The 17285-nt window shown below is 66.9% G+C and carries 14 protein-coding genes and 1 other RNA gene; 5 read left to right on the top strand and 10 right to left on the bottom strand.

What is annotated here, in order from left to right:
• Positions 1–19: 19 nt before the first annotated feature.
• Positions 20–976, bottom strand: coding sequence for a hypothetical protein (locus BX604_RS02480; RefSeq protein WP_257146267.1), 957 nt, complete (start codon positions 974–976; stop codon positions 20–22).
• A gap of 317 nt (positions 977–1293) precedes the next feature.
• On the opposite strand from BX604_RS02480, the gene BX604_RS02475 reads away from it, so the two are divergent.
• On the top strand, positions 1294–2589 hold the full coding sequence (locus BX604_RS02475) for an MFS transporter (protein ID WP_098549423.1): 1296 nt from the start codon (positions 1294–1296) through the stop codon (positions 2587–2589).
• A 91-nt stretch (positions 2590–2680) separates the two neighbouring features.
• Here BX604_RS02475 and BX604_RS02470 read toward each other — a convergent pair whose 3' ends face one another.
• Positions 2681–4519, bottom strand: a complete 1839-nt coding sequence (locus BX604_RS02470) for a tetratricopeptide repeat protein (protein WP_441301357.1) — start codon at positions 4517–4519, stop codon at positions 2681–2683.
• 130 nt (positions 4520–4649) lie between these two features.
• Between BX604_RS02470 and BX604_RS02465 the strand changes: the two genes are divergently transcribed.
• Entirely contained in the window at positions 4650–6305 is a 1656-nt protein-coding gene (locus tag BX604_RS02465; protein ID WP_098549421.1) for an FAD-dependent monooxygenase, read from the top strand.
• Positions 6306–6313: 8 nt separating this feature from the next.
• Here BX604_RS02465 and BX604_RS02460 read toward each other — a convergent pair whose 3' ends face one another.
• Genes BX604_RS02460 through BX604_RS02445 form a run of 4 tightly spaced genes read right to left on the bottom strand, consistent with a single transcriptional unit; the run spans position 6314 to position 11616 of the window.
• Complete coding sequence (locus tag BX604_RS02460) at positions 6314–6565, bottom strand: formate dehydrogenase subunit delta (protein ID WP_098549420.1); 252 nt, start codon at positions 6563–6565, stop codon at positions 6314–6316.
• A 7-nt stretch (positions 6566–6572) separates the two neighbouring features.
• Positions 6573–9524 (bottom strand): formate dehydrogenase subunit alpha, encoded by a 2952-nt coding sequence (gene fdhF / locus BX604_RS02455; protein ID WP_098549419.1) that lies wholly within the window; start codon positions 9522–9524, stop codon positions 6573–6575.
• Between the two features lie 17 nt (positions 9525–9541).
• Positions 9542–11119 carry a formate dehydrogenase beta subunit gene (locus BX604_RS02450; RefSeq protein ID WP_098549418.1) on the bottom strand — a complete coding sequence of 526 codons (1578 nt, stop codon included), beginning with the start codon at positions 11117–11119 and terminating at the stop codon, positions 9542–9544.
• Entirely contained in the window at positions 11116–11616 is a 501-nt protein-coding gene (locus BX604_RS02445) for an NAD(P)H-dependent oxidoreductase subunit E (protein ID WP_098549417.1), read from the bottom strand. The genes BX604_RS02450 and BX604_RS02445 overlap by 4 nt, the downstream gene beginning before the upstream one ends.
• Positions 11617–11747: 131 nt before the next feature.
• Between BX604_RS02445 and BX604_RS02440 the strand changes: the two genes are divergently transcribed.
• The 3 genes from BX604_RS02440 to BX604_RS02430 all read left to right on the top strand — a co-directional run bounded on the left by BX604_RS02440 (position 11748) and on the right by BX604_RS02430 (position 13875).
• Positions 11748–12854 (top strand): substrate-binding domain-containing protein, encoded by a 1107-nt coding sequence (locus tag BX604_RS02440; protein WP_098549416.1) that lies wholly within the window; start codon positions 11748–11750, stop codon positions 12852–12854.
• A 101-nt stretch (positions 12855–12955) separates the two neighbouring features.
• Entirely contained in the window at positions 12956–13225 is a 270-nt protein-coding gene (locus BX604_RS02435) for a hypothetical protein (RefSeq protein ID WP_098549415.1), read from the top strand.
• Between the two features lie 302 nt (positions 13226–13527).
• The gene (locus tag BX604_RS02430; RefSeq protein ID WP_098549414.1) at positions 13528–13875 is read left to right on the top strand and encodes a DUF4148 domain-containing protein; all 348 of its coding nucleotides are present in this window, start codon (positions 13528–13530) and stop codon (positions 13873–13875) included.
• Between the two features lie 235 nt (positions 13876–14110).
• Here BX604_RS02430 and ssrA read toward each other — a convergent pair.
• The 4 genes from ssrA to ompA all read right to left on the bottom strand — a co-directional run bounded on the left by ssrA (position 14111) and on the right by ompA (position 16747).
• Positions 14111–14480, bottom strand: a transfer-messenger RNA (tmRNA) gene (ssrA, locus tag BX604_RS02425).
• Between the two features lie 17 nt (positions 14481–14497).
• A complete protein-coding gene (gph, locus tag BX604_RS02420; RefSeq protein WP_098549413.1) occupies positions 14498–15214 on the bottom strand; it encodes a phosphoglycolate phosphatase in 717 nt (238 codons plus the stop codon).
• A 13-nt stretch (positions 15215–15227) separates the two neighbouring features.
• Complete coding sequence (ubiG, locus tag BX604_RS02415) at positions 15228–15926, bottom strand: bifunctional 2-polyprenyl-6-hydroxyphenol methylase/3-demethylubiquinol 3-O-methyltransferase UbiG (RefSeq protein ID WP_098549412.1); 699 nt, start codon at positions 15924–15926, stop codon at positions 15228–15230.
• A gap of 152 nt (positions 15927–16078) precedes the next feature.
• The gene (ompA, locus tag BX604_RS02410; protein ID WP_098549411.1) at positions 16079–16747 is read right to left on the bottom strand and encodes an outer membrane protein OmpA; all 669 of its coding nucleotides are present in this window, start codon (positions 16745–16747) and stop codon (positions 16079–16081) included.
• Positions 16748–17285 lie beyond the last annotated feature (538 nt).

The following is a 17285-nucleotide window of genomic DNA, read 5'->3' as shown; positions in this document are numbered from 1 at the left end:
GTTTTTTGTTGGGCGCGCGTCAGCGGGTGAAGGTGTCCGTCACGCGGCGGTGGGACAGTTGCGCTGTCCAGTCGAAACCGGCGGCGGGTGCGTTCGCCGCGCGCACGGAGCGTTCGGCATTCAGCGTGTTTGCCAGTGCGATCAGCGTGAGCGGATTGTCGAGCGGGTCGTCGTGCGACGCGCGCGAGGGCGGCGGCGGGCCGAGGGAGGCGCGAACCGGCGCACGCGATGCGAGGTGCGTGACCGGCGGGCGAGCGGCGAGCCGGGAATCAACCGCGGGCGAAGAGACGGCCGCGCGAACGCGTGCGGTGGTCGTGCGCGGGCCGTTCGGCCGATGCGGCGATGACGTCGAGGCGCTGGCGACGCGCTGCGCGTCCGGTGCCTTGCCGTGCGGCGATGACGTGCGGGCTGACGTCGCGACGGGGGCGGTGTGCGGTGCCGCGGCGAGGGGCGGCGCGACAGGCGGCGCAGCGGCAATGCGCACCTCACCGGCGGATTGCGTGGCGTGCTCGAGAATGATGCCGGTGGTGTGAAGCGCCGGCGCGGCCGTGAAATCCGCGAACGGTTCGTGCGCGACGATCAGCCAGCCGATGATGCCGAGCGCGCCGATGCTCCAGCAGGCGGCATGTATCGCACGCCGGTCATGCAGTCTCGGATACGGCCGGTAGCCCGGGCGGGGGAGGATGGCCGGGGTCGGCGGGGTGGCCGGCAGGTCGGCCGACGACGGTCGCGTCGCGGACAGCGGTAGCCAGCGACACGTGCGATGTGGGGCGTCGACGTCGATGCACGACGTCGTCAGCGTGGCGAGGCAGTGCTTGCCGAGCCGGGCGCCGGCTACGCCGCGGAACGTCCACTCGCGGCCGAATGACGGCACGCCGTCGAGCGGGGTGACGCGAGGGCGGGCGAGCCGGCCTTCGACGGCAACAAGGGGCGATGGGGTCATGAGGGCGGTGCGCTGCGCGACACGGGCAACCATGTCGGCGCGTGGCGCGCATATCGTCGTTGGTCGTGCCATTGTGGTCAGACGCCGGCGATCGGTCGATCGGATCAATCTGATTTTGGCGGTATTTTCGAGGCGATTAGTACGAGCAGAATGCGGCGATGGCAACCGCAGGCCCGCTACAAGGCAATTGTCGGTTTCGCGTGGCATCATTTGTGAACCATGCCGGCGTGCGCATCGTGGCACGACGTGTCGCCAGCAGGCTGTGATGCCCGTGCGCGCCGGCCTGGCGCGATGCGCATCGCCGGATTCACACGGCGCGGACGTCGCGCCATCCGAGCTGAGAGAAAAACATGTCCACAGCATCACACGCCGGTGCGCAGGAATCGAAAGTCCGTACGGTTTTCCGGGTCGTCAGCGGCAACTTCCTGGAAATGTACGACTTCATGGTCTACGGGTATTACGCGTCGGCCATCGCGAAAACATACTTTCCGAGCGGCAATGCGTTCGCGTCGCTGATGCTGTCGCTGTCGGTGTTCGGTGCGGGTTTCCTGATGCGGCCGGTCGGCGCGATCGTGCTCGGTGCGTACATCGACCATCACGGCCGCCGCAAGGGGCTGATCCTGACGCTCGGGCTGATGGCGCTCGGCACGCTCACCGTCGCCGCGGTGCCCGGCTACGCGACGATCGGCGTGCTCGCACCGGCGCTCGTGCTGCTCGGCCGGCTGCTGCAGGGCTTTTCGGCGGGTGTCGAGCTTGGCGGCGTGTCGGTCTACCTGTCGGAGATCGCGACGAAGGGCCACAAGGGCTTCTATACGTCGTGGCAATCGGGCAGCCAGCAGGTTGCCGTCGTGTTCGCCGCGTTCGTCGGCGTGCTGCTGAACCGCGCATTGCCGGCCGAAGACATGACCGCGTGGGGCTGGCGCATTCCGTTCCTGATCGGCTGCCTGATCGTGCCGTTCCTGTTCCTGATCCGGCGTTCGCTGAAGGAGACCGACGAGTTCCTCGCGAAGCGCCATCGTCCGACGATGGGCGAGATCATGCGGTCGATGCTCGAGAACTGGGGCGTCGTGATCGCCGGCATGGGGATGGTGATCATGACGACGGTGTCGTTCTACATGATCACAGCGTACACGCCGACGTTCGGCAAGGAAGTGCTGCACCTGTCGTCGCTCGACGCGCTCGTCGTGACCGTCTGCGTCGGCCTGTCCAATCTCGTCTGGCTGCCGCTGTCCGGTGGGCTGTCGGACCGGATCGGCCGCCGCCCGGTGCTGATCACGTTCACGGTGCTCACGCTGCTGACGGCTTATCCGGCGGTACAGTGGCTCGTCGCGGATCCGTCGTTCCTGCGGCTGCTCGCGGTCGAGCTGTGGCTGTCGTTCCTGTACGGTTCGTACAACGGCGCGATGGTCGTCGCGCTGACCGAAGTGATGCCGGCCGACGTGCGCACCGCTGGTTTCTCGCTCGCCTACAGCCTTGCGACGACGATCGGCGGCTTCACGCCGGCGATCTCGACGTTGCTGATTCACCAGACCGGCAACAAGGCCGCGCCGGGGCTGTGGCTGAGCGTCGCAGCGATTTGCGGGCTGATCGCGACGCTCGTGCTGTATCGCACGCCCGAGTCGCGCAATCAGTACAAGGCGGCTTGACGCCGCAGGCGACGCATCGGCGTATCGTGTCGAATGAAAAAGGGAGCGCAGTGCGCTCCCTTTTTTCGTATGCGCTCGGTCGCCGGGGCATTCAGCCGTCGCGCAGCGCGGTGGCGACCGCCGTCGCCACGTCGAACCATTGGCCCGGTGCAGGCTGACGGGCGAGCGTGGCCTGCGGATACCACGGGCAGTCGTGGCGAGTGAACCACCGCCAGTCGGCGGCGAACGGCAGCATGATCCACAGCGGCTTGCCGAGCGCGCCCGCAAGGTGCGCGACGGCCGTATCGATTGTGACGACGCCGTCGAGCCGTTCGATCAGCGCGGCCGTGTCGGCGAAATCGTTCAGGCGGCCGTCGAGACGATGCACGCGCGGGTGCGCATCGACGCGTGCCCGTTCATCGTCGTCGAGTGCCGGCTGCAGCACGACCCAGTCGATGTCGGGTAGCGCGAGCAGCGGCGCGAGTGCGTCGAACGGCATCGAGCGGTTTTCCTGCGCTTGTCGCCGCCCCGACCATGCGAGGCCGAACTTGCGCTTCGACTGCCCGCCGAGTGAGCCGCGAAAGCGCCGGCGCGCGCTGTCCGGCGCGCCGAGGTAGTGCGTGTCCGCGACGATCTCGGCCGGCTGCAGACCGAGCAGGAACGGCAGGCTCATCAGCGTGCATGCAACGTCTGCGGCCGGCAGCTTTGCGGCGCCCTGTGCGACGAGCGTCACGCGCCAGTGCGCGGCGGCCGGCGCGAGCAGCGCGACGAGTTCCGGCTGCACCTCGAGCACCACGCGGGCGCAGCGCGCACGCGCCAGCGGCACGAAGCGGACGAACTGCAGCGTGTCGCCGAACCCCTGTTCCGCGCGGATCAGCAGCGTGCGCGACGCGATCGGCTCGCCTTGCCAGCGCGGCAGTGCGCCGAGCGTCGGTGCGCCCGGCGTGTCGTGGCGCGTTTCGTAAGCGGGCAGGCCGCGGGTGAAGTCGCCCAGCGTCAGCAGCGTGACTGCGCGGTGCAGTTGCGCGAGCTTCAGGTCGGGCGCGACGCGCAACGCCTGGTCGAATGCACGCAGCGCCATTTCGTGTGCGCCGAGCGCGTGATGCGCGTTGCCGAGGTTCAGCCACGCGAGGCCGAACGACGGATCGAGGCCGACCGCGCGTTCGTAGTAGGGCAGCGCATCGCGCTGGCGCGCTTGCGCGCTCAGCGCGTTCGCGAGCCCGAAGAGTGCAAGCGGAAACGGCGGGTGCAGTGCAAGCGCGGCTTCGAACGCGGCGGCGGCTTCGACGTGCCGGCCGATCGCCTCGAACGTGTTGCCGAGATTGAAATGCGCGGCGACGAAACGCGGTTGCGCGGCGATCGCGGCCTGGAAGTGCGCGATCGCGTCGTCGGCCCGGCCCATCGCGTTCAGCGCCATCGCGAGATTGTTGTGCGCGCCGGCGTGTCCCGGCCGCAGCGCGAGTGCGCGATGGAATGCGGCGAGCGCGTCGTCGTGGCGGCCGAGCGCGTTCAGCGCGTTGCCGAGATTGTTGTGGATCGAGGCATCGTCGGGCGTGAGCCGAAGCGCGCGGCTGAATGCGTCGACGGCATCTTCGTGGCGTTGCAGCGCCGCATACGCGTTGCCGAGGTTGTAGTGCGCGAGCGGAAATTCGGGCGCGAGCGTCAGCGCGTTGCGAAAGCGGTCGATCGCTTCGTCGAGCCGGCCGAGTGCCTTCAGCGCGTTGCCTAGGTTGAGCTGCAGTGCGGCGTCGCCCGGGCGCAGCGCGACCGCGCGCCCGACGAGATCGGCCGCCTCGGCATGCTGACCCTGCTGATGCCGCAGCACGCCGAACAGATGGAGTGCGTCGGCGTCGGCCGGGTTGGTGGAGAGCGCGGCACGGTAGCCGTGCTCGGCCTCGGCGAGGTGGCCCGCGCGGTGCGCGGCATACGCTCGGTCGAATGCGGAATCCATGACGCGAAAACTGACGGAAAGCGCGTATTTTCCCACACTGCGCGGGGCTACCCCAGATCGGCCGGTCGGCATATGGCCCCGTCACGCGGAGCGGCGTAGACTTGCAGGATCGCGTGTCATCGAGGTTCTCATGGCTGACACACTGCTCGACATTCCGCCCGTGCTGATCGTCGGCGCCGGGCCGACCGGCCTTGCCGCCGCAATGAGCCTCGCGCGGGCTCGCGTGCCGGTGCGCATCATCGACCGGCTCGTCACGCCCGCGCCGTATTCACGCGCGATCGGCATCCAGGCGCGCACGCTCGAATTGCTGGAGCAGCATCGCGCGGTCGAACCATTCCTCGCGCTGGGCCATCGCGCGCATGCGGCCGCGCTGCATGCGGATGGCCGCGTGATCGCGCGGCTCGATTTCGACCCGCTGCAAACGCGCTATCCGTATCTGCTGTTTCTCGACCAGAGCATCACCGAGCGACTGCTCGTCGAGCATCTCGCCGGGCTTGGCGTGACGGTCGAGCGTGGTGTCGCGCTCACCGCGTGCGAAGCGGGCGGCACGTCGCTCGACGTGAAGATCCGTGGCGCCGACGGCCTCGAACAGGCGTTCGCGCCGTCATACCTGATCGCCGCCGACGGCGCGCACAGCACGGTGCGCCATCTGCTCGGCCTCGGCTTCGCCGGGCATGCGTTCGAACAGACGTTCCTGCTCGCCGATTTCGCGGCGATACCCGACTGGCCGGAAGAGGAGATTCACCTGTTCACGACGCCCAACGGCATCGCGGGGCTGTTCCCGATGGGCGGCGGCCGCTTCCGGCTCGTCGCCGACCGGCCGCCGGGCAGCGATGCATCGCCCGATACGTCGACGCCGTCGCTCGCGGAATGCGAGGCGATCATCCGTGCGCGCGTGGGTGCGTCGATCTCGCCGAGCGATCTCGCATGGTCGTCGTATTTCCATCTGCATAGCCGGATGGTCGATCGGCTGCGTCACGGGCGCGTGTTTTTCGCGGGCGATGCCGCGCACGTCCACAGCCCGGCGGGTGCGCAGGGCATGAACACGGGCATTCAGGAAGCGTTCAATCTGGGCTGGAAGCTCGCGCGCGTGCTCGGCGGGGGCGCGCCGGAGCGGCTGCTCGACACGTATCACGCGGAGCGTCATCCGATCGAGCGCGACGTGTTGCGGCAGACCGGCCTCGTCACGCAGATCGTCGAAGCCGACCACGGCGCGATGAAGCTGCTGCGCGATCATGTCGTGCCGCTGCTGGCGTCGTTCGGGCCGGTGCGCGACGCGGTGCGGCTCACGGTCAGCGAGCTCGGCGTGCAATACAGAAAGAGCGCGCTCACGCTCGAGCGCGTGCTCGATGGCGGGCCGCGGGCCGGCGAGCGTGCGCCCGACGCGCTCGTGCACGTCGTCGATGGGCCGCTCGGTCAGGCACCCGGAACCGCGCGGTTATACGACCTGCACGATCCGGCGAGCTTTACGCTGCTGCTGCTCGAGGAGCCGGTGCATGGCGATGCGGGCGAGACGGCCGATGTGCCGCCGATGTCCGCGGATGCGCAGGCGCTCGTGCAGGGGCTGGAGCGGATCATGCCCGGCGCCGTGCGTGCGTGGCGCGTCGCCGATGCAGAAAGCGACGGGGCGGACGGGCTCGTGCAGGCATACGGCCGCTCGCGGCCGTCGTTCTATCTGCTGCGGCCCGATGGTTACATCGCGGCGCGCGGTCGCACCGCAACCGATGCGAACGCGCTGCTGCGTCATTGCGAAAGCTGGTTCGCGGACATGTCGCAGCCCGAGTAGCGGGGCGCTCAGGCCGGCGCGGCGGCCGGCACGAGCGAAGCGCGGTGCGCGGCGATCGCGGCGAGCACGATCGGTGCCGCGCGTTGTGCGGCCGTGCCCGACGGATCGTCGAGCGCAGCGAGAAACGCGCGGCGCATCCGCGGCTCCCAGAAGCGCCGGATATGCTCGGCGATTCCGGTCAGCGCTTCTTCGCGATCGGGCATCGATTCGAAGAAAGCGCCGATCTGGTTGGCCATGTCGATCAGGTGTCCGTTGTCCATCGCGTCCTCACTTGCCCGTCGTCACGACAGCCTGCGCGTCGGCGCGGCGCTCGAGCAGATCGAGCTGCTCCGAGTTGAAGCGCGCATACGCACGCTGCCAGTCGGACGGTTGCGCAACCGGCATCACCTGCACGGCCGTGACCTTGTATTCCGGGCAATTCGTCGCCCAGTCGGAACTGTCCGTCGTGATCACGTTCGCGCCCGATTCGGGGAAGTGGAACGTCGTGTACACGACCCCCGGCTGCATGCGCTCGGCTACGAGCGCGCGCAGCACCGTATGTCCGGCGCGCGATTCGATGCCGACCCAGTCGCCGGTCCGGATCCCGCGATCCTCCGCGTCGTGCGGATGGATCTCGAGGCGGTCCTCTTCGTGCCACTGGACGTTTTCGGTGCGACGGGTCTGCGCGCCGACGTTGTATTGCGACAGGATGCGACCCGTCGTCAGGATCAGCGGATAGCGCTGCGTGACCTTTTCCGGCGTCGGGATGAACTGCGTGATCACGAACCGGCCCTTGCCGCGCACGAACTCGTCGATGTGCATCGTCGGCGTGCCTTCCGGCGCCTGTTCGTTGCACGGCCACTGAATGCTGCCCATCGCGTCGAGCTTCTCGTACGACACGCCCGAGAAGGTCGGCGTGAGCCGGGCGATCTCGTCCATGATTTCCGACGGATGCGTGTAGTGCATGTCGTAGCCAAGCGCCTGCGACAGCAGCAGCGTCACTTCCCAGTCCGCGTAGCCGGCGAGCGGCGGCATCACCTTGCGCACGCGCGAAATGCGGCGCTCCGCGTTCGTGAACGTGCCGTCTTTCTCGAGGAACGTCGAGCCCGGCAGCAGCACGTGCGCGTATTTCGCGGTTTCGTTCAGGAAGATGTCCTGCACGACGATGCATTCCATCGACGACAGCGCGGCGGCGACATGCTGCGTGTTCGGGTCCGACTGGACGATGTCCTCGCCCTGGCAGTAGAGCCCCTTGAAGCTGCCGTCGAGCGCGGCGTCGAACATGTTCGGAATGCGCAGCCCCGGTTCCGGTTGCAGCGTGGCCGACCATGCCTGTTCGAACTGCGTGCGGACGACTTCGTCGCCGATGTGGCGATAGCCGGGCAGCTCGTGCGGGAACGAACCCATGTCGCACGAACCCTGCACGTTGTTCTGGCCGCGCAGCGGATTGACGCCGACGCCTTCGCGGCCGATGTTGCCGGTCGCCATCGCGAGGTTCGCGATGCCCATCACCGTCGTCGAGCCTTGCGCGTGTTCGGTCACGCCGAGACCGTAGTAGATCGCGGCGTTGCCGCCCGTCGCATAGAGGCGCGCGGCTTCGCGCACCAGTGCGGCCGGCACGCCCGTCACGTCCGCGGTCGCTTCCGGCGAGTTCTCGGCACGCGACACGAACTCGCGCCATTGCTCGAACGCGCGCGTCTCGCAGCGCTCGGCCACGAATGCGTCGGCGACGAGCCCTTCGGTGACGATCACGTGCGCGAGCGCATTGACTATCGCGACGTTGGTGCCGGGGCGCAGTTGCAGGTGATGCGTGGCCTTCACGTGCGGGCCGTCGACCACGTCGATGCGGCGCGGATCGATCACGATCAGCTTCGCGCCTTCGCGGATGCGTCGCTTCATGCGCGAGCCGAACACCGGGTGGCCGTCGGTCGGGTTCGCGCCCATCACGACGATCACGTCGGCGTGGCTGACCGATGCGAAGGTCTGCGTGCCGGCCGATTCGCCGAGCGTCGTCTTGAGGCCATAGCCGGTCGGCGAATGGCACACGCGGGCGCAGGTGTCGACGTTGTTGTTGCCGAACGCCGCGCGCACGAGCTTCTGCACGAGGTAGGTTTCCTCGTTCGTGCAGCGCGACGACGTGATGCCGCCGATCGAATCGCGGCCGTATTTCTGCTGCAGCTTGCGGAATTGCGTCGCCGCGTAGGTGAGCGCCTCTTCCCAGCTGACTTCGCGCCACGGATCGGTGATCTTCTCGCGGATCATCGGCTTCGTGATGCGGTCCTTGTGCGTCGCATAGCCCCACGCGAAGCGTCCCTTCACGCATGCGTGGCCTTCGTTCGCGAGGCCGTTCTTGTGCGGCGTCATGCGCACGACCTGCGTGCCCTTCATCTCCGCCTTGAACGAGCAGCCGACACCGCAGTACGCGCAGGTCGTGACGACCGAGTGCTCGGCCTGGCCGAGCTGGACGACGGACTTTTCCTGCAGCGTGGCGGTCGGGCAGGCGGCGACGCACGCGCCGCACGACACGCATTCCGATGCCATGAACGATTCGCTTTCGCCGGCGGCGACGCGCGATTCGAAACCGCGCGCGGCGATCGTCAGCGCGAACGTACCTTGCGTTTCCTCGCACGCGCGCACGCAGCGGTTGCAGACGATGCACTTCGACGGATCGTACGTGAAGTACGGATTTGATTCGTCCTTCTGCTCGCGCAGGTGGTTCGCGCCATCGAAGCCGTAGCGCACTTCACGCAGGCCGACCACGCCCGCCATGTCCTGCAGCTCGCAGTCGCCGTTGGCGGGGCAGGTCAGGCAGTCGAGCGGGTGATCGGAGATGTACAGCTCCATCACGTTACGGCGCAGCGACTGCAGCCGATCGGATTGCGTGCGCACCTTCATGCCGGCTTCGGCCGGGGTCGTGCACGACGCGGGGTAGCCGCGCCGGCCTTCGATTTCGACGAGGCACAGACGGCACGAGCCGAACGGCTCGAGCGAGTCGGTCGCACAGAGTTTCGGGACGTTGACGCCGGCTTCGATCGCGGCGCGCATCACCGATGTGCCGGCCGGCACCGTGACCGGCTGGCCGTCGATTTCGAGCGTGACGTCAGTGTCGGCATGGCGTTGCGGCGTGCCGTAGTCGGTATCGTCGAACGGGTCGAGCGCGCGCGCCTGTGCGGCGCTCTTGCACGCGCATTGGCCTGAGCCGCAGCCGCCTTGGCGGACGTTGTTCGTGTCGAGTGACATGCAGGGCTCCTTCTGGGTCAGGCCGCAGCCTTGACCGGACCCGACGCGGCTTGCTTGCCGTCGGCGAGCCCGAAATCTTCGGGGAAATGGTCGAGCGCGGACAGCACCGGGTACGGCGTCATCCCGCCCATCGCGCACAGCGAACCGGCGAGCATCGTGTCGCACAGGTCGCGCAGCAGCGTGACCTGCCGCTCCGACGTATCACCCTGGCGGATGCGGGCGATCGTCTCGACGCCGCGCGTCGATCCGATCCGGCACGGCGTGCACTTGCCGCACGATTCGATCGCGCAGAACTTCATCGCGTATTCGGCGAGTTCGGCGAGATTCGACGTGTCGTCGTGCAGCACGATGCCGCCGTGACCGACGACCGCGCCGATCGCCGTGTATGCCTCGTAGTCGAGCGGCACGTCCCACTGGTGTTCGGGCAGGTAGGTGCCGAGCGGGCCGCCCACTTGCGCGGCGCGCGCGGGGCGGCCGCTTGCCGTGCCGCCGCCGTAGTCGAACAGCAGCTCGCGCAGCGTGACGCCGAATGCGAGTTCGACGAGCCCGCCGTGACGGATGTTGCCCGCGAGCTGGAACGGCAGCGTGCCGCGCGAGCGGCCCATCCCGTAGTCGCGATAGAACGCGGCGCCACGCGCGAAGATCACCGGCGCCGTGGCGAGCGTGATCACGTTGTTGATCACGGTCGGCTGGCCGAACAGGCCGGCGAGCGCAGGCAGCGGCGGCTTCGCGCGCACGACGCCGCGCTTGCCTTCGAGCGATTCGAGCAGCGCCGTTTCCTCGCCGCACACGTACGAGCCCGCGCCTTTCGCGACATGCAGGTCGAACGCATGCGTCGAGCCGAGCACGTGTTCTCCGAGCCAGCCGGCTGCACGGGCGCGCTCGATCGCGGTTTCGAGCGCTGCGATCGCGTGCGGGTATTCGCTGCGTACGTAGATGTAGCCGAGCGTCGCGCCCGTCGCGATGCCCGCGATGATCATCCCTTCGATCAGGCAGTACGGGTCGCTTTCCATGATCAGGCGGTCGGAGAACGTGCCCGAATCGCCTTCGTCCGCGTTGCAGACGATGTACTTTTGCGTGGCGCTGGCCTGTCGGACGGTGCGCCACTTGATGCCGGCCGGGAAGGCCGCGCCGCCGCGGCCGCGCAGCCCCGATTCGATCAGCGTCTCGCACGCGGCATCGCCGTCGAGCGCGAGTGCGTTCTTCAGGCCGGCGAGGCCGTCGTGTTTCAGATAGTCGTCGATCGACAGCGGATCGGTCAGGCCGATGCGCGCGAAGGTCAGGCGCTGCTGGCGCGCGAGATACGGCAATGCGTCGACGAGGCCGACGTTGCTCGGATGCGCACCGCCGTCGATCCAGTTTGCGTCGAACAGGGCCGGCACGTCGGTGGCCGACAGGTTCGCATAGCCGACGCGGCCGGCGGTCGTACCGACCTCGACGAGCGGTTCGAGCCAGAGCAGCCCGCGCGTGCCGTTGCGGATCAGCTCGATCTCGATGCCGCGCCGCTCGGCTTCCGCGACGATTGCGCTGGCCAGCGCGTCGGCGCCGAGCGCCAGCGCGGACGAATCGCGCGGAACGTAGATGCGGGTCGTCATGCGGCCTCCGGGGTGTGAGCGGCCGCGTCGGCGAGCAGTGCGTCGAATTCCTCCGGCGTGACCCTTGCGTGCAGCACGCCGTTGACCGTCATCGACGGCGATTGCGCGCACAGCCCGAGGCAGTAGACCGATTCGAGCGCGACTGCATCCGGTGCGTGCGCATCGGCGCCGTTGCCGTGTGCCGCGTCGAACCGGCAACCCGTGCGGGCTTCCGCGTGCGCGGCCAGGGTTTCGCAGCCCATGCTGCGGCACGCTTCGGCGCGGCACATCTGGATCGTCACGCGCGCGGGCGGCGCGGTGCGGAAGTGGTGGTAATAGGTGAGCACGCCGTGGACTTCCGCGCGCGACAGGTTCAGCGCCTTCGCGAGCGGCGCGACGCAGCCCGCCGGCACGTAACCCGCGTCGTCCTGGATCGCGTGCAGGATCGCGACGAGCGAGCGGCCGGCGCGTGCATGGCGCTCGACGAGCGCGTCGGGCGCATGGGAATTCGGGGACATCGGTTATGCTCCTCCAAAGTCTCATATGCGCTCGAAATTCATATAGTGCGCACCGGGACTTCGTTCTGATTGATTTTGACCAACGATAAGCGGAAGATTTCGCGGTCGCAATAGGAAATCGGAGTGCATAATTGATTCGAATCGAATGCGACGCGTATCTGACCGTGCGCGACACCGAGGGCCGCACGGCCAGCCTGTCGGACGTCGCGCCGTTGCTGGAACTCGTGGCCGACACGGGCAGCATCGCGCAGGCCGCGCAGGCGAAAGGGCTGTCGTATCGGCACGCGTGGGGCATGCTGCGCGCGCTGGAGGCGTGCGTCGGCGCAGAGTTGATCGAAACCGCGCGCGGCAAGGGCTCGACGCTGTCGGAGCTCGGGCGGGCGATCGTCGACGCGCAGCGCCTCGCGCGCAGTCGTCTCGACGGCAACCTGCGCGCGCTGGCGGCCGAAGTGGCGAGCGACCTGAACCGGCGGCTCGCGCAGCGCGACGGTGCCGTGCGCATCCATGCGTCGCACGGCTACGCGGTCGCGACCCTCGTTTCCGCGCTCGTCGATGCGCAGGCGGCCGTCGACATCAAGTATCGGGAAAGCGTCGAGGCCGTACAGGCGCTTGCGCGCGGCGAATGCGAACTGGCCGGCTTCCATCTGCCGCGCGGCGCGTTCCGTGAGCAGTGCGCGCAGATCTACCGGCCGTGGCTCGACGATACGCGTCACGTACTGATTCATCTGACGCGTCGCCAGCAAGGGTTGTTCGTGCCGCGCGGCAATCCGAAGCAGGTCCGCGGGCTCGCCGATCTCGCCCGCAACGACATTCGCTTCGTCAACCGGCAGCCGGGGTCGGGCACCCGGATGCTGCTGGATCTCGCGCTGCGCGCGATCGGCATCGATCCCGAGCGCATCGACGGCTATGCGTCGGCCGAGCTCACGCACTCGGCGATCGCGGCGTTCGTCGCGAGCGGAATGGCCGATCTCGGCTTCGGCGTCGAGCCGGCCGCCCATCACTTCGGGCTCGATTTCATCCCGGTCGTCGACGAGGACTACTACTTCGCGTGCGAGCGTGCGCGGCTCGACTCGCGGCCGCTCGCCGGCGTGCTGGCATTGTTGCGCGATGCGCGTTTCGTCGAACGCGTCGCGCATCTCGACGGCTACGATCCGGCCGCATGCGGAATGCTGACCGGCATCGCGACGGGGCTGGCCGGCAGCGACGGCGCGGCCGCGCCGGACGGCAATGCACGGTAACGAGGCCCGGATTGGACCGCGCTGCAGCAGTGGGGGATTTGCGCTACGCTTGCCGCTTGATCAACGTTCCAACAAGCACGCCGTTCAGGCGTCATCCCGCCATGAAACTTTCCGTTCCCCTCTCCGCGGCAGCGTTGACCGCGGGGCTTCTGGTCGCCGTATCGCCGTTTGCATTTGCGCAGAATTCGCCGGGCGTTCCCGGCGGCATCCTGAGCGACCAGTTTCGCCTGAACGAGCATCCGCAGATGCCGTTCGCTGCATCGACGCCGTCGCAGAAATACCAGTCCGGCAAGAAGTCGGCGCTGCGTCGCAAGGGTGACCTGGGTGACCCGAACGGCTGCAACCTGAAGTGTCCGATGGATAGCCAGTAAAGACCGACGCAGGCGCGCTGCCGGATTGCCGGCATGCGTCTGACTGAGAACCGCACGGGGGCCGTGCGGTTCTCTTCGAGCCCCGCGAAGCTTGCTGCTTCGCGGGGCTCGTGCGTTGTGGCGTGTCGCCGTGCAATGCGGTGAACAGGGAAGAGGGTGAATCTAGGGTTAACCCTGTATTCAGGAAGAATGTCTTCCACAAACCTGCCTTATTCTTAAGCATTCACCTACATAAACTTTGGTTTGTCAGCGGTGAACGAGGTGTCCACCGCGAAAACAGACAAATGTGGAGGTAGGTCATCATGAAGTCGCTCGTTCAAGCCGTTGTCGTTGCTGCTGCTCTCGTTGCCCCGGTCGTGTCGTTCGCGCAGTCCGGCTCGGCACTCACCCGCGCACAGGTTCGCGCCGAACTGGTTCAACTGCAGCAAGCCGGTTACAACACGGCCCGCGGCGAAGATCCGCACTATCCGGAAGCCATCCAGGCTGCCACCGCGCGTGTTGCGGAGCAGCAGCGCCTCGCCCAGGCACAAGGCGCCGACGCCAGCGGGTACGGCGCGCAAGCGCAAGGTGCATCGGCATCGGGTTCGCGCGCAATCGGCGTGCGTCCGGCCAGCACTGAAGAAATGAATTCGCTGTATCGCGGCAGCTAAGTCGCGCATCGCCCGGTAGATCGCGTGCCGGGTGCGACGACACGTCGCGCCCCGGTTGCGGTGCCGGGCGGCGCCCAACATCCGTCACCTCCTGTCGCCGGAATACCGGCGGCATTCCGCCCGGCCCGTCCGTGGCTGGGCGCTTTTTCGGAAGGAGCGGGACGTATGGTTTTGCAGGCAACAAAAAACCCCGCAGACTTGCGTCGTGCGGGGTTCGTGCGTCAAGCGCGGAATTTGGTGGAGGCGGCGGGAATCGAACCCGCGTCCAGAAGCGCTCCACGACTAGTTCTACATGTTTAGTTCAGTCATTTGATTTAACCGCAGCGACGCGGACGAACACGCTGCACTACGGCGATTCGCTAGGTTTTCGACCCTGGCGTCGCGACGCCGACAGGGCTTAACTGACGTAAATGACCTCTGGCGGTATTGCTACCGGTCTTGCGACACTAGCCCGTCAGTGAACTAGGCAGAGGACGGCGGCCGTTAGGCTGCCAGTGCGAACGTATCGTCGTTTGCAGTTACGATTTTCCCATTGATTAACGAGGTGACGGGTCCTCGACATGCCCTAGCCGCTTCACAACCCCTGTCGAAACCAGGTCGCCCCCGCGGATAAGATCCAGCATTATATCCCAACATCGCTCAGCAGTTCGCGCAGTTGCTGCGTCGTGCCGACGAGATGGTGTGCTTGCCAGTCGGCCGGCGCGGCGCCGTCGCCGCAGTAGCCGTACGCAGCCGCGACCGTCGCCATGCCTGCCGCGCTGCCGGCCTGGATGTCGCGAAGATCGTCGCCGACATAGACGATGCGCGCCGGCGCGAGCGACAAACGCTCGGCCGCATGCAGCAGCGGGGCCGGATGGGGCTTCGGGTGCGGCGTGGTGTCTCCGCCGACGACGCAGGCCGCGCGCTGCGCGAGGCCGAGCAACTCGACGAGCGGGGTGGTGAGGCGCATCACCTTGTTCGTGACGATGCCCCAGCGCACGCCGCGCGCATCGAGTGCGTCGAGCACGTCGCCGATGCCGGGGAACAGTGTCGTGTGCACGCAGATGTCCGTCGCGTAATTGACCAGGAACTCGTCGCGCATCGCTTCGTAGCCGGGCGTGTGCGGGTTGATGCCGAACGCGCCGCCGAGCAGGCCGCGCGCGCCGGCCGATGCCAGCGGCCGCAGCACGTCGAGCGGCGTTTCCGGCAGGCCGCGCACACGCTGCATCTTGTGGACGGCTGCAGCGAGATCGGGGGCCGTGTCGGCGAGCGTGCCGTCGAGGTCGAACAGCACCGCATCGCAGTGCAGCAGGCGCGGCTCGTCGAGGGCGGCCTGCGCGGTCGAAAGAGGAGTCGTCATGCCGGTCGGAAGGTCACGCGCCGCGGCGGCACGCGACGAGGTAGTTGATGTCGGTGTCGTTCGACAGCGCGAAGCGCTTGCCGATCGGGTGATAGGTGATGCCCTTGATGTCGACGATGTGCAGATCCGTCGCGCGCACGAAGCCGGCCAGTTCCGACGGGCGGATGAAGCGCGCGTAGTCGTGGGTGCCCTTGGGCAGCATTTGTGCGATGTATTCCGCGCCGATCACGGCGAACAGGTACGACTTCAGGTTGCGGTTCAGTGTCGAGAAGAACACCCAGCCGCCCGGTTTCACGAGCGTCGCGCACGCGGAAACCACGCCGGCGGGCGACGGCACGTGCTCCAGCATCTCCATGCAGGTGACCACGTCGTAGCTGCTCGGCTCGCGTTCGGCGATCGCTTCGGCGGCAATCGCCTCGTAGTCGACCGTGATGCCGCTTTCGAGGCTGTGCAGGTCGGCGACGCCGAGCGCCTCGGTCGACAGGTCGATGCCTTTCACCTGCGCGCCGAGTCCGGCCATCGATTCGGACAGGATGCCGCCGCCGCAGCCGATATCGAGGGCGCGCTTGCCGGCCAGGTGGGCATGTGCGTCGATCCAGCCGAGCCGGACCGGGTTCAGGTCGTGCAGAGGCTTGAATTCGGCATTCGGATCCCACCACCGATGGGCGAGGTCGCTGAATTTCTGGAGTTCGTGCGGATCGGCGTTGGTCATGTCGGCAAACGGGCTACGGAAGGAGGGCGGTGCGTCGGTACGTCAGCCCCGAGTATATAAGCGGGCGGACAACGAGGCCAGCGAGCGCCTGGACGGGCATCAAAGAAAAAGCCCCGCCGGGGCGGGGCTTTGAAGCAGTCGAAAACCGCGGCTTAGTTTGCCGGAACGGTCGTCTTCTGGACTTCTTGCGTACCAACCACTTCGACTTCCACGCGGCGGTCCGGTGCGAGGCAGGCGATCAGCTGCTTGCGGTTCTTCTGGTTGCAGCCAGTCGTAACCGGGTTGCGCTTGCCCTTGCCTTCCGTGTAGATCTTGTTCGACGGAACGCCCTTGCTGACCAGGTACGACTTGACTGCTTGCGCACGGCGCAGCGACAGACGGTCGTTGTACTTGTCCGAACCGATGCGGTCCGTGTAACCCGTCGCGACGACCACTTCCGTGTTCATGCCTTCGATCTTCGCTGCCAGTTCGTCCAGCTTCTGCTTGCCGAGCGGCTTCAGCGTTGCCTTGTCGAAGTCGAACAGTGCGTCGGCTTGGTACGTGATCTTCTGGCTCGTGATGGCCGGAGCGACCGGAGCGACCGGCGGCTGCGGTGCCTGGGCGACCAGTGCGCCATCGCACTTTGCGTTGGCGGTGGCCGGCGTCCAGAACGCGTCACGCCAGCAGAGCTCGTTCGTGCCGTTCATCCACACCCATTCGCCCGTGCCGTTCACCCAGTTGTCGTTGACGGCTTGACGCGACGCCGGCACCGACTGTGCCGAAGCGGATGCAGCCATAACTGCGGTAGCTGCAATGAACGCGAGCTTTGAAAGTTTATTCATATTTCTCCTCTCGAAATTGAGATTACCGCAGGTTTACTGCGAGCCTGTTGACGGTGACAAGTCATACATTGCTCGAAGTATAACATTGGTGCGGCACAAAAAACGTGGCACCGCTCTGTGTAGACTTCGAGCAGCGTCTAACTTTCAGTGCGTTGGCATTTTGCCATATCGTTCCCTTCCTACGAAAAAAAATCCTCCCCACCCTAAGATCGCCTCAACGTTTGTGGTGCATGCGCAACACCGGCCTGCCGTAACTTTTAGAGATTGTCAAGAGCGGGCTCGCGAAATTGCGGGAAGGTCGGCAAGTGGTTTACACGCGGGCGTGACGCGGATCCGGTGCAACCCTGATCCGCATTGAAGGGCGCGATCGCGATCGATCAGACCCGTATCGCCATGGCTGCGATTTTTGCTGTTTACATATAGTGTGTGGCCGGTGAATTGGCGGCTGATGGGCGCATGTTAGAATCTCGCGTTGCGTTGCGCATGCAGCGCCCACGCGAAAGGCGTTCACCGTCTTCGCTCCGAAACGATACGGATA

The organism is Burkholderia sp. JKS000303 (assembly GCF_002563755.1).
Classification (GTDB): domain Bacteria; phylum Pseudomonadota; class Gammaproteobacteria; order Burkholderiales; family Burkholderiaceae; genus Burkholderia; species Burkholderia anthina_B.
This window is presented reverse-complemented; position numbering and strand designations above follow the sequence as displayed.

Coding starts and splice junctions, on each gene's coding strand:
- BX604_RS02445 (WP_098549417.1), bottom strand. CDS start 11,616: ATGTCCCCGAATTCCCATGCGCCCGACGCGCTCGTCGAGCGCCATGCA.
- BX604_RS02480 (WP_257146267.1), bottom strand. CDS start 976: ATGGTTGCCCGTGTCGCGCAGCGCACCGCCCTCATGACCCCATCGCCC.
- BX604_RS02475 (WP_098549423.1), top strand. CDS start 1,294: ATGTCCACAGCATCACACGCCGGTGCGCAGGAATCGAAAGTCCGTACG.
- gph (WP_098549413.1), bottom strand. CDS start 15,214: ATGACGACTCCTCTTTCGACCGCGCAGGCCGCCCTCGACGAGCCGCGC.
- BX604_RS02435 (WP_098549415.1), top strand. CDS start 12,956: ATGAAACTTTCCGTTCCCCTCTCCGCGGCAGCGTTGACCGCGGGGCTT.
- BX604_RS02450 (WP_098549418.1), bottom strand. CDS start 11,119: ATGACGACCCGCATCTACGTTCCGCGCGATTCGTCCGCGCTGGCGCTC.
- ompA (WP_098549411.1), bottom strand. CDS start 16,747: ATGAATAAACTTTCAAAGCTCGCGTTCATTGCAGCTACCGCAGTTATG.
- ubiG (WP_098549412.1), bottom strand. CDS start 15,926: ATGACCAACGCCGATCCGCACGAACTCCAGAAATTCAGCGACCTCGCC.
- fdhF (WP_098549419.1), bottom strand. CDS start 9,524: ATGTCACTCGACACGAACAACGTCCGCCAAGGCGGCTGCGGCTCAGGC.
- BX604_RS02470 (WP_441301357.1), bottom strand. CDS start 4,519: ATGGATTCCGCATTCGACCGAGCGTATGCCGCGCACCGCGCGGGCCAC.
- BX604_RS02460 (WP_098549420.1), bottom strand. CDS start 6,565: ATGGACAACGGACACCTGATCGACATGGCCAACCAGATCGGCGCTTTC.
- BX604_RS02465 (WP_098549421.1), top strand. CDS start 4,650: ATGGCTGACACACTGCTCGACATTCCGCCCGTGCTGATCGTCGGCGCC.
- BX604_RS02430 (WP_098549414.1), top strand. CDS start 13,528: ATGAAGTCGCTCGTTCAAGCCGTTGTCGTTGCTGCTGCTCTCGTTGCC.